Here is a 12,477-nt window from a genome sequence, read left to right on the forward strand (position 1 = left end):
AGTGCTTCTTCAAGGTCTTTTGTTTTTTTTAGGCGCTTTGAATAAAATCTAAGTGTTATTCTACTTTAAAACCTATTACCAGTACATCATCTGTTTGATGCTTAGCACCTGTCCATTCCTGAAGGGTCTGATCAAGGATGTTTTTTTGGCTATCCATATCTTGAGAGTGTATGTCAAGTAATAGGTTTTTTAGGCGTTTCCTCATAAACTTTTTATCTTCTTGCCCTCCAAACTGATCCTGGTACCCATCAGACGCTATATAACAGCAAGTAGGGGCGTCTATGTTTATACTATGTTCTTCAAACGTGACCTCGGTTTTTCTAACCTCTCCACCAATGCTAAACTTATTGCCTTTGATGGCGTGTATCGTATTGTTTTGTATATACACCAATGGGTTTTTGGCACCCGCAAACGTAAGTACTTTATTGGTTTTGTCCCAAACACACAGGGCAAGGTCCATTCCATCACGGTTTTTGGTTTTATCTTGTTTAAGCAGCGCTTGAATCCCTTTATCCAGCTGGGTCAATACCTGTGAAGGTGTCACTATGTTTTTTACCGATACTATCTCACTTAACAGTGCATGACCTATCATAGACATAAACGCCCCTGGTACTCCGTGTCCGGTGCAGTCTATAGCCGCAATAATTACTTTATCGTCTTTTTGATTGAACCAATAAAAATCACCAGATACAATATCACGTGGTTTAAATAAAATGAAACAATCGTCCAGAATACTTTTTATACGTTGGGTATTGGGCAAAATAGCGGCTTGTATTCGCTGTCCATAATTGATACTGGCGGTAATGTCATCATTTTTTTGTTTGATTTGCTGATAGGCAATATTTAACTGTTTGGTTCTTTCTTTTACTTTATCTTCCAGGTTTTCATATAAGAGGGCATTTTCTACTGAAATAGCCATTTGAGAAGACAGGATATTGAGCACTTCCAGGTGTTGGCTGGTAAATGCGCCTGTACTGAGGTTGTTTTCAAGGTAAAGAATACCTACAATATGACCTGTTTTGAGCAAAGGGGTGCATAAAAGCGATTTTGTATGGGTGGTACTGATGTATGGTAAGTGGGTAAATTGTCCTTCATTACTGGCATCGTTTAGCACCAGGGTTTGCTTGGTACGCACCACATAGTTTACGATCTCTTCCGACAAAATTACTTCCTGAGCATTTACTTGTTCCAGCGGAATCGACTGTAGGGTGGTAATGGCTTGAGTGCTTACGTCTACGGCAGCCTCTAAATAAGGTTGGTCTTGGTTGTACAAAAACAAAAAGCCTCGTTGGGCTCCTGAATTTTCTATGAGGGTTGCCATCATTTTTTCTAACAATGATGATAGTACCACCTCTTCCGAAAGCATTTGTGACGCTTTGAGAATAGTATCAAAATTGAGTTTTTTGCCAATGTTTCCCGATTTACCTGTAGTAGTTACTATAGTTTGAGAGTCTTTATAGCCCGTGTTTCCTTTGAGCAAAAAGGGATACATTTGCTCTAGCTGGCTTACTTTTTTGCTTGCCCCCCATATATTATAAGCCTGATGGCTCTGTTGCCAATATACCTGAGCTATGCGGTGTTTGTTGATACTTTCGTAGAACAAAGCAGCCATCTGTGCCGCAATGGCGTTCTCAAAAGTAAGGCCTTGTGCCTGCCCTTTATTGATGGCCTCTTCATAGTAGTCCATGGCTTCCAGATGCTCGCCTTTTATTTGTGCTATTTCGGCTTTAATCAGTAAGTACTTATTATGAAAATCTGCCGGGTTAAGCTCACTCAATAACTTTAGTTTGTCTATAAAATCTTTGATTTGGTTCAGTACCTCCTCTTTTTTATCCGGCATTTGTTTTACCTGTTGCAGTTGAATAAGCGGGTAATAAAACTGGGTAGACATATACTGAGCATTGCCTACATTGTAAGGGAGCCAATTTAAGGCCTCGTTTGTGCTTTTTATGGCGTTATTTGTATCATTCATCACCAAATAAGCAATTGCTTGATACAGGTGACTCATATAGATACTTACAAACGTTTGGTTTTTAGTAGTAAGCTCCAGTATGGTATCAAACTCCTGGGGTAAGTGATTGGGAGGCGTGTATACCGAGTCTGACAAAGCGTTTGCCAGGCCGTACATAGGCAAAATAATGTCTGTGGCAAAGCTATTTTGGTACTTTAGACTAATGTATAAATTAGCTTCACTATGCTCTATAAATGTTTGAATGTCATCGCCTTTTATAAAGCTTACATTAGGAGCAATCATAGTATTGTAAGTGGCAAATTGCAGTTCGCCCGATTGAAAACCCAGTTGTTCTCCTTCTTTTAATACAGGCATAATATGGTGGGCGGGCTTTACAGGGTATATTAGAAAAGAGCCCAACACAAAACAAGAGTTACACTTTTGCTGAAGATTATTGTATTTTTCACTTAGCTTATAGGCAAGCTCTCCGTACTCATACCCCGTGGTATAATCACTAAAAACTACTCCACATAAAATTCCATAAGAACTATAAATGGTAGAAAGCTCAGGTACATTGCCTTTTTTGAGCCCAAGCGCTGTAGCTTGTACAATGATAAATGTCCATAAATTAGGGTTAGACAAATAAGCAGGCGAGGCCATATTAGACAAGATCTTGGCAACCAAAATATCTTCAGCTACTTCAGCATCTGGAGCATCCACAATGCTGGAAACCTTTCGTTCTCCCAAATGCTGTGCTACAGCCCCAAACCCGGCACCAATGGCTGCTTCCAGGTCGGTATCTGCTGGTATACCAAAATCGAGCAACTCTAGGGCTTTTTTTCCAGCCTCTATAGCTTCTGTATACTTTGCCTGTAGGGTGGCTTGTATGATCAGTGTATTGTAAATATCGGCTTTTTCAACCGAAGTGTGCGCGTTTTGGAGGGTGCTTTGTGCGTATTCCTCCACTTTGTCAAAGTTTCCGTTAAGGTATTCTGCCTCGATAAGCTCTTTGTGTAGCAAAAACGTAAAATCATATAAGTTTTCCCATGGAGCCGTAGGGAGTAAATCGTAGGCTGTATTCAGGTAATTTATAGCACTATTATAAGCGGTAGCACTGGTGGCTTTTTGGGCAGCTTTAAAGTTGAGCTGTCTGAGTTTGTCAATAGAAGCAGGAGTAGTAATAAGCGATTGAGCTTTATTTAATTGATTGACCACGCTAAAAACCTCTTGTTCCAGTAGTTCTTCGGGGGTATTGTCCAGCAATGTTTGACCAATATTGAGGTGTACTTGAGCTATATTTTCTGGGGCAATTAAAGAATAAGAGGCTTGTTGGATGCGGTCGTGTTGAAACTTATACCCCTTCTGATTGCTCAAAATCAATTGTTCTTTGAGCGCTTCATTGAGTGCTGTTTCTATTTCTTCCAGGCTGCTTTCCGGGTAAAATGCCAACAGTGCTTCTTTGTCAAACTGGTTGTTAAAGGCAGCGGCAACTTTCAGTAAATCAATGGTTTGGGCAGGCAGTTTTTCAATTTTTTTGACCAATAACTCCACTACATTATCCGTCATGTCTTGCGACTTTATCTTGGCATCATTCCATTGCCATTGATAGTGTGTATAGTCAAAAAACAATAAGCCATCCTGATACAAGCTAGTTAAAAACTGATTGATAAAAAATGGGTTCCCTTCTGTTTTGTTAAAAATGAGCTGGGCTAAACTTTCGGTCGATTCGATGTCGGTTTTAAGCGTATCAGCTACAATAGACTGTATATGTTCAATACGCAGGTTCGACAACGCAATGCTTTGTATTTCAGCATATTTACTTATTTCTTTGAGGGTAGCTGTCAAAGGGTGAGTTTGATCAACTTCATTGTCGCGGTAAGACCCTACAATGAATAAATATTGGTTTTGGGCATTTTTCAAAAACAGCTCAAGCAATTGCAAACTGGCGTTATCTGCCCACTGCAAGTCATCAATGACAAGCATAATGGGGTGCTCCTTTTGAGTAAATACTTTGATAAAGTTTTCGAATGTATAGTTAAACCTGTTTTGGGTTTCAGTAGAAGGGAGTTTTTCTACCGGAGCTTGTTCGCCTATAATCAATTCTAATTTAGGTATTACATCTACCATTACTTGTCCATTACCCTCTAGGGCTGTCAACAAGTCGTTTTTCCATTTTGTGAGCTTTTGTTGAGATTCAGTAAGTATATGATCTATTAATACATCAAAAGCTTGAATAATAGCAAGGTAAGGTATATTTCTTTGAAACTGTTCAAATTTACCTTTGATATAATACCCGTTTTTTTGGGTAATAGGTTTTTGTATTTCCTGTATCAATACCGACTTACCTATGCCCGAATACCCCTTGATAAGTACCAGCTGTGCGTTGCCCTCTTCACATGTTTTGTCAAAAGCCGACAATAGCTTCTCGCGCTCTTGTTCTCTTCCGTATAATTTCTGCGAAATCTGAAATTTATCAGAGTAATCGCCTTTGCCCAATACAAGTTGGTGAGCATTGTTGTTGTCCAGGTTTTCCAGGCAGTCTGATAAATCGCTTTTTAGCCCTTTGGCAGACTGGTAGCGATCTTCGGCGTTTTTAGAAAGCAACTTAAGTACAATTTCAGATAAAAACGGGGGTATCTCTGAATTTATAAGATGAGGTGGTTTGGGCTTGAGGGCAATATGGGCGTGGATAATTTCCATTTGTTCTTTGCCCTGAAAAGGTAAATTGCCTGTAAGCATTTCGTACAACACCACGCCAAACGAGTACAAATCGGTTCGGTAGTCAATACTACGGTTCATTCTGCCGGTTTGCTCTGGCGAAATATAAGGAAGGGTACCTTGTAGATTGTTTACATTGCCTATATCGGTTTTTTCTGTCGAAAGCTGGGTAGCAATGTCAAAATCAATAATGGTAGGTTGATAAGTCTCAGGGTTGAGCAAAATATTGTTGCAATTCAGGTCTTTGTGAATCACATTTTTTTTGTGCACTTTTTCAAGAGTAGAGGCCAAATAAATGGCTATTTGTAACACTTGTCTTACACTGAGCTTTTGTGTTTTGATGACATTGCCCAACGTAGGTGCCGCAATATACTCTTGCAATATAGCCAAGCTGTTGCCTTGCGGAATAAGAGACAGTGCTTTGGGTATGCCTGGCATTTCCAGGTCTTGGCTAATTTTAAATTCTCGCTCAAAGCGTTTGAGTTCTTCGGGGCTAGGGTAAGGGTTGGTGGTAGTTTTTAGCACAAATTGATCGTTTTCCTCATTGGAAGCCAAAAATACACTCGTTTTATCGCTTTTGTAAAGCGTGTCGGTAATCTGATAGTTCGCTATATTCTTCATAGTACCTAACCGTGTTATAATTTATGTTTTGTTGATGCTCCGCCACAGACCGCTTAATTCTACCAGGGTTTGGGTAAACTTACGTTATAAGCAAGCCCTGGCAGGTGAGGCAATGGGGAGGTAGATAAGACAAGTTTGTTTGACTTGTCACATTATTTTGAAGTAAAATTCGGAAATACCTCTTTCTCAAAAATAGCTTGTACAGCAGCTTTATGTTGAGGGGGTACCCCATCTATCAAATGCTGATATTCGTCTACTATATCAGTGCTCAAATGGTCTGCCAAATCATCCCCTCCTATGTCATTTATCCACAAAGAATGTAGTGTAAAACCAAAGTCAAAATCTGGATGAGTCAATACACAAGTAGGTCCCTGGGCTAGATTGCTGGCGTCGAAAATCCATACCTCACGCAGGTAGTTAATATGATCGCCTGCTTCTTCTATCCCATTGATCATAGTCGTAAACAAGTAGCCGTCCATGCTGGGCTCTACCCCCGGAGTAGCCGTTTTTTTAGGTACAAACTGAATAGCGCCTAAGGTATAGTTGTCAGGATATTGATAATAATCCTCTAGTTTCATAGTGTCAGTATTCAAACGAGCAATTTGCAAGGGTACTCCCTGTTCGCTGTACTTCTCTATGTCTTCGGCAGGTACTATGCGGTTAGGGTAATCTTTGTATAAGTCAAAAATAAACTTGGTAAGTCGGCGTTTTTCCAGGGCGCCAAATTGCCAATAAATATTTTTGATTTCGTTGACTGGTTGTTCGGCAGAAATAAAATCTCTGAATGTATAAAACCCCGAAAGCCACGTATGCGGTGCAGTACCCCCGTTTTTGTCTGGGTTACCGGTTTCATAGGTCATGATTTCTTCTTTAATGGTAGCCGTTTCAGCATCAATGACAATTTTTCCTACCCTACCTACATCCATCGACCCCACACATAAAATACCCTCAGTTCCTTCTTCAATAGGTGTGCCCGGCATAAGTTCATCATAACACCTGACCCACTCGGCCAAACAAGCCGCTGCATTGGACGCAGTATAAATTGTAATCAGTTGATTATCATTGCTATAGTTTGCCGTAAAATGAATAAACTCAGGTTTGAGTGTCAGGCTTTTGGCTACCACGGTTTCATTGCCTGCAATCAGGTCGGCACGCTTGATAATGTATAGAGGAGTATTGGCAAGTTGAGGCTGGGTAGTAATTTGTCGCAAAAACCTGTTCAACTTTTCGTTGTTAGGAAAGGGATTATTCATCAACACATCCAGCGAAAGCTTAAAGGCTGCATCAATCAAGAGCACATAATCTTTGCTAATGCTGGTTTGGTGCATGCATTGAAGAATTTTTATATTATCCCCATTTTCGTCTACCACCTTCCATCGGTCGTGGGTTTTGGTGTCGCTAAAGCGAAGCAGGTACACCTCATCTTCTATAGACGTGCTTGACTCTATAGATTCTACAATGGTATCTTCTACTTTTTCTTCCAGTGCCTTTGCCTCTTTGCCAAATATTTTATTGATGAGATGAATAAAAAACGCTTTTATTTTATCAAATATGCTTTGGTTTACTTCTACATGAGTCTTGACCGATTGGGCGGCTTCCTGAAGCTTACTTTGTTTTTGGCTAAGTTTTTTTTCCAGGTGCTCAACGAAATCTTCAAAGCTAAGCTTGTTTTTGCTGTGGGTGTTTTTTTCTTCTAGTTCATCTATACATTCTTCCAATAGCTGTTCTACTGTTTCAGGAGCACTTTGCAACAAAGGCCATAACCCCGAAGCCTGAAGCAAGGTCTTTACCGACTTGGTATAGTTTACCGTGAAAAGTTCTTGGGTGACAGGGTCAAAGGTAGGGTGAGCAGTACCTTGAATGAGTTTAAAAATCCAGGGAACAATGGCAGGAGTGGCAGCTACATAATCGCTCAATTGCCCAATGGGTTGGGTAACGTTTAGTAGCTTGGGGTTAAACTCATAAGCCCTGCCCAGGTCGGCGGTAGCCAACAAACGCGTAGCCTGATCATTTTTAAATTTTACGGGCACTATAGCGGTAGCTATTTGTTCGGCAGCCCCCAATACAAAAGATAATCGGGCGATGCCCAGGTTTTTAAAACCAAGCAGTGTGTGTCCGGTGGTGCCATATTTGGTGGCCTTGTCTGCATAATAAGAAGGGGGCTTTAGCAGCTTTGCCTTCAGGGTGATTGTGCCTGGCTGGGTAAGGTCAAACTTAAAAATATAGCCACCACCACCCAAAAGCGGCGAACTGTACTCTTGGTTGGGTTTGCCGTCAGGGTGGGTTTTGGGATAAGGCAAGGCAGAGTTGACAGTACCATTGGGAGTGTTGATGTATACGTAGCCGCATAAATCATTGGGCAGTGTACCAGACTTTACTTCCAGAGTTAAATTGAGGGTCTCGCGAGTTGAGGAGACTAGTGGTCTTGTAGGGATTGTGGTTTGTTCCGACATATTGTAATGTATTGCAAAAATTGATTGATAGTTTAGTGGGTGAAATCACTTCTAAAATAATATAAATATGTGTTAAATCTATGGTGAGCAGTATTTAATTTTGCTGAAACACATTGCAAGCTTTTTTTATTGGTTTGAGTTTTTGACCGTCAACTTTTTGATCGTAATAGGCCTGTCATTTCTCTTGATTTGTAAAAACAAAAAGGAGAATAGTAAATTGCTTAGGATGAGGTGATTAAGTTGCTTTTGCCTTGGTTATTGCTGTTTTATTACTGCAGATAAGATTTTTTAAATGCACTTTTTCAGAAAAAAAATCCTCCTTTTAAAACTTTTTTGAAGCCCACATCATCTCACCAATAACAAAAAGAGATAGTAAAAGTACTGAGCACACTTAAACCCCTTGATAGATAATGCAAATGGTGCATGACGAAATGTTGGTGAATAAGGCACGCAATGGAGATCGGAAGGCATTTAACCATTTGGTAAATCTGTGGAACAATCGCATTTATAATTTTACTTATAAATACTTTAACGACCACGATTTGGCAATGGAAGCTACCCAACGCACTTTTATTGCGGTGTACAAAAATCTGCAAAAGCTGGAACAACCCGCCCGTTTTAGGTCGTGGTTGTATCGCATAGCCAGTAACAACTGTCACGAAGAAGAACGCCGCAACAAACGCCGTTGGACTGTATCTTTGTTTAAGTCAGCGCAGAAAGCAGGGGAGGAGGCACCACCTTGGGGCAAATACGAAAAAGACACCAACCGTTTTGCCAACCCTGACCAACAGTACCAAAAAACTGAACTTGAACAGGTATTGCACCGGGCGCTCAAAGAGTTGAGCGAAGAACAACGCATAGTAGTCATTATGAAAGAGTATGAGGGGCTTAAGTTCAAAGAGATTGCCGAAGCATTAGCCATCTCAGAAAATACCGCTAAATCAAGAATGTATTATGGTTTGAATGCGCTCAGAAAAGTATTGAACAAGTGGAACATTAACAAAGAAACTATACACTATGAATCATAAAAGTTATACACCCGATGAAGCTACATTGATGGCTTACTTCTATGATGAACTGAAGGGGGCAGAACGACAACAAGTAGAGGCTTACCTTGTTGAAAACCCTGAAGCTCAGGCAACGCTGGAGGAAATGCGAAGTACCCAAAGTATCATGGGTAAACTGAGCGACAAAGAGGCAGGGCAGCCGTTGATTTTGATAGATGAAAACAATGCTTTTGCCGCTACGCCTATAGCGCAAACACCTGCCCCAAAAGCTAAACTGATGACGATGGGTTTTGCCCGCACCCTGATTGGGGTGGCAGCAGCTATAGTGTTGGTGTTTTTGATGGGGGCGCTCACCAACCTGCAAATAAAGTCGGGCAACGAAGGGCTTGCCATCAGCTTTGGCAAAGAAGCTACCCAGCCAACGGTAAAACCCAGGAAAGTGCCTCCCACTATTATTAACAAAGGCATTGACCGCCAAGAGGTAGAAAAACTATTGTCGGCTTATATGGCGTCTTACGGCGATAGTTTGTCGGATAAACTGGGTGGACTGGAAAACAAAATTGTACGACAAAATCAGCGATTGAAGGCGTTGCCCACACGAAAAAAGGTAGCCTCTAACCAAAGGTTTAGCATTACTGAAGTACAAATGATGTTGGATAACCTAAAAAAAGACCACCTAAAAACAATGGTTGATTTGATCAGGTTGTCTAACAAAAACCAAAAAGATTACGTGGGCAGAGCCATTGCCGACTACGCCCGCTATGTGGACGATCAGCGTGAAAGCGACTTGAAAAATATTCACCTGAGTATTCGTACCCTTGCCGATAATACCAACAGTAAACAATTGCAAAGTGACCGATTGCTGGCAAAGGTGATAGAAAAAGTAAACAGAAAGTCAGCCGTTGATGATGTGACCAAACGTTGATTGGCTGAATCTACAAGGTGGGACTTCTAATTGCGATTTTTATAAGTTGCTAAAAGTCAGCGTGATATAAAAAGTATGATTACTTAGGAGGCAGGGTGTACCTAATCCCTAGAACCCAGTCCCTAGAACCCCATGAGTGCTGTGGACTATTGAATACCCAAAAAACCATATAATTAATAATGACATGAGAAAACCGTATAAAATCTGGCTAATGGTAGCTGGGCTGCTAGTACTATGCCTGTGGGCCAATGCTCAGACACCAGTAAACCAGGCAATGGCTACCCAACTGAGGAAAGCCGAAAAGCAATTGACCCAATCGTTCAAAGAGTTGCGCAACCCGGCAAGGATGAACATACATGGGTATGTATACCTTGGGCAAGAAACCAACACCACTGCGGCTTATATCAAAGGGTATGGAGTAGTAATAACGTTACCCAGAGTAATGCTTGGGGTGCGTAGCCGTCGGGTGAGGCGTAACCGCAAAACGGGAAAATTGTATGTCAAGTTTAGAGGCAACACACGAGTAGCACTTGACAAAAGTAAATACAACATCAACGACAGGTTAGTGCATTATATGCGTTCGGGCAGCAAACCTGATTATAAGTATACACTTGTAGATAGAAATGAGGTGGTGAAAAAACGCAAAGCCGACCTAAAAGCCGCTATGAAGTCATTTTTGGCAAAAGCCAGTGGCTTAATGACGCTACTGACAGGCAACGAAAAAATAGAGCTGGTATACGACCATCGTAACAAACGCTATTACCAAAGCAGAAGCAAAAAATACAGTGTATTGATGCCCCGTTTTTTGGTAGCCTCTATTGATAAACAAACCTGGAGCAACAATCCAGACAAGGTAAATTTTAGCAAAGAAACCAGATTGAATACGACTAATCGGTCATTAGAAGTAATGTCGGGCATTATAGAGGGCTTGTTCAAACGCAGCGTTTCTCAGTCTTTTCAGGGGTACAACCGCGTAAGGTACCATCAATTAGGAGATATGGGAGTGCTCTATAGCCTTCAGTTAAACCAAAGAGTAAATGTGTCGCATGATGAAAAATATGTAATAATTAAAGATAACAAAGTGATAGATTCAGACAGTATAAGGGCACGCAAGAGTGGCAACTATGCACAAGTAAAAGCAGCGCGGCAGCAAGCTTATGGCAAGGCATATCAAAAGTTTGAGCAAGAAATAAAGCAATATTTGGTAGAGTATGGCAAGGTGCTACAGGGCATTGCCGCCAACAAGTGGCTAGTGTTGCAGGTGTCGTTGCCCAAAATGTGGTATACCAAAGATGACCCCAATGTGCCACATAGTGTACAAGTAAGTGTAAAAGCGGGCGTGCTACAAAATGTAAAAGCGGGGAGAATGACCGCTGAGAATGCACAAAGTCAAGTAGTATTGCAAAAGTATTAATTAATTGAAGAACCGAATTATTTAACAAAGAAATACAAAAACAAAATGAAACATATTCATAAAATAACCCAGCTTTTTTTATTGGCTTTTGTGGCAGGTCTTGCCAGTATGCAGTTTGCCTGGGCGCAAAAGATAGATGAAGAAAGAATGAACCGTGACATTAAAGTCACCGAAAAAGTGTTGTCTACTTTGTTTAAAACTTCACTCGACGACCATCGCCACCATATGATACGCGGTACAAGCAGCATCAGAGGTACTTATATTCCCAACTATGGGGTGTTGTTTAGAATACCACAAGTGTTTTTTAATAATATAAGCGATGGTGTGGTGTACTTGTCTGACGAAGGCACAAAACAAGTGATGCGCGACCGGGTAAAGGTGATCAATATTGATAATTATAAATCGGGTGAGGTGATTTACTGGTTAGACAAACAGGCGGTAGCACTGGCGCCAGTAGTAGTAGGCAATAGGGTAAGAAAACGGAAACAAGTGCGTGGGGTAAGTATTGACAGTGTGTTGAATGGCCGTAGAGCTAAAGCTTTGGACCTGATTAAGGTATTCATACGAGACTATAGTTCGTTGTTGAGTCAATTGTCTGACAATGACAAGATTGTGGTAACCTATGACAGAGTGTTGAATATGAACCGTTTGTTTAGACAAAAACCTGAACTCAAGGAGAAAAATTCGTTGATAGTAGAGGTTACTTACAAAGATGTGAAAGCCAACCAGGGAAAAGCACTCGAAAAGAAAATGAAGGTATCTTCGCTTGACATACCACCCGCAAATAAGCTACAACTAGAAGTATTTAAGAAGATATTAGATGAATTGTTTGAGCGTAGAAATACCGATGGCAAGAGTTTTTATCGAAGCAGTAGAAGCAGTTACGCTCATTTGAAAGGTTTTGGGGTGATTTATGACCTCAGGTTAAGAAAGCCCAAACGACACAAAGGACACGGACACAGCTATAGCGTGGTAAGTGGAGGGGGAACTGTGATAGTGAACGAATGTGACGATGATAATACCAAAGGGCTGAGCGAAAAACAACGCAAAGAAAAGCGTGAGAAGGCACGTCTTGAATACAAACAATTGACAGAGAAGGCGTATGCAAAGCTGGAAAAAGACCTAAAGAAACATATGGTAGACTATGGCAGAACTTTGCGTAATGTGCCTGCCAACGAAATGCTCATGTTTAATGTGCGTCTGCGTGGTCATTATTCCTACGATAACGACGGTAAATCGGCAAAAATTCCTCGTTTGATGGTGCTGACGGTTAAAATGAGCGACTTGAACGGTAAAAGCGCGGAAAGCAAGATAAACGTAAAAAAAATATTTAGGTAATCTTGTAATGAAAGAAGGGGTGGTGCGTCATTTATTTACAAGCGCACCAA

6 protein-coding genes are annotated in these 12,477 nt (G+C 40.9%); 4 read left to right on the forward strand and 2 right to left on the reverse strand.

The window, feature by feature from the left end:
- Nucleotides 1-55: 55 nt before the first annotated feature.
- Both M23134_RS21145 and M23134_RS21150 read right to left on the reverse strand, forming a co-directional pair.
- Complete coding sequence (locus M23134_RS21145) at nt 56-5,290, reverse strand: AAA family ATPase (RefSeq protein WP_002699731.1); 5,235 nt, start codon at nt 5,288-5,290, stop codon at nt 56-58.
- A gap of 152 nt (nt 5,291-5,442) precedes the next feature.
- Complete coding sequence (locus M23134_RS21150; RefSeq protein WP_002699732.1) at nt 5,443-7,743, reverse strand: carotenoid oxygenase family protein; 2,301 nt, start codon at nt 7,741-7,743, stop codon at nt 5,443-5,445.
- Between the two features lie 410 nt (nt 7,744-8,153).
- On the opposite strand from M23134_RS21150, the gene M23134_RS21155 reads away from it, so the two are divergent.
- The 4 genes from M23134_RS21155 (at nt 8,154) to M23134_RS21170 (ending at nt 12,427) form a co-directional block, all read left to right on the forward strand.
- A complete protein-coding gene (locus M23134_RS21155; RefSeq protein WP_002699736.1) occupies nt 8,154-8,771 on the forward strand; it encodes an RNA polymerase sigma factor in 618 nt (205 codons plus the stop codon).
- Nucleotides 8,761-9,675, forward strand: a complete 915-nt coding sequence (locus M23134_RS21160) for an anti-sigma factor family protein (RefSeq protein ID WP_002699738.1) — start codon at nt 8,761-8,763, stop codon at nt 9,673-9,675. The genes M23134_RS21155 and M23134_RS21160 overlap by 11 nt, the downstream gene beginning before the upstream one ends.
- 184 nt (nt 9,676-9,859) lie before the next feature.
- The gene (locus M23134_RS21165; RefSeq protein ID WP_157558576.1) at nt 9,860-11,089 is read left to right on the forward strand and encodes a hypothetical protein; all 1,230 of its coding nucleotides are present in this window, start codon (nt 9,860-9,862) and stop codon (nt 11,087-11,089) included.
- A gap of 45 nt (nt 11,090-11,134) precedes the next feature.
- Entirely contained in the window at nt 11,135-12,427 is a 1,293-nt protein-coding gene (locus tag M23134_RS21170; protein ID WP_002699740.1) for a hypothetical protein, read from the forward strand.
- Nucleotides 12,428-12,477: the final 50 nt, after the last annotated feature.

The sequence above is a fragment of the Microscilla marina ATCC 23134 genome (assembly GCF_000169175.1).
Lineage (GTDB): Bacteria > Bacteroidota > Bacteroidia > Cytophagales > Microscillaceae > Microscilla > Microscilla marina.

Coding starts and splice junctions, on each gene's coding strand:
- M23134_RS21145 (WP_002699731.1), bottom strand. CDS start 5,290: ATGAAGAATATAGCGAACTATCAGATTACCGACACGCTTTACAAAAGC.
- M23134_RS21150 (WP_002699732.1), bottom strand. CDS start 7,743: ATGTCGGAACAAACCACAATCCCTACAAGACCACTAGTCTCCTCAACT.
- M23134_RS21155 (WP_002699736.1), top strand. CDS start 8,154: ATGCAAATGGTGCATGACGAAATGTTGGTGAATAAGGCACGCAATGGA.
- M23134_RS21160 (WP_002699738.1), top strand. CDS start 8,761: ATGAATCATAAAAGTTATACACCCGATGAAGCTACATTGATGGCTTAC.
- M23134_RS21165 (WP_157558576.1), top strand. CDS start 9,860: ATGAGAAAACCGTATAAAATCTGGCTAATGGTAGCTGGGCTGCTAGTA.
- M23134_RS21170 (WP_002699740.1), top strand. CDS start 11,135: ATGAAACATATTCATAAAATAACCCAGCTTTTTTTATTGGCTTTTGTG.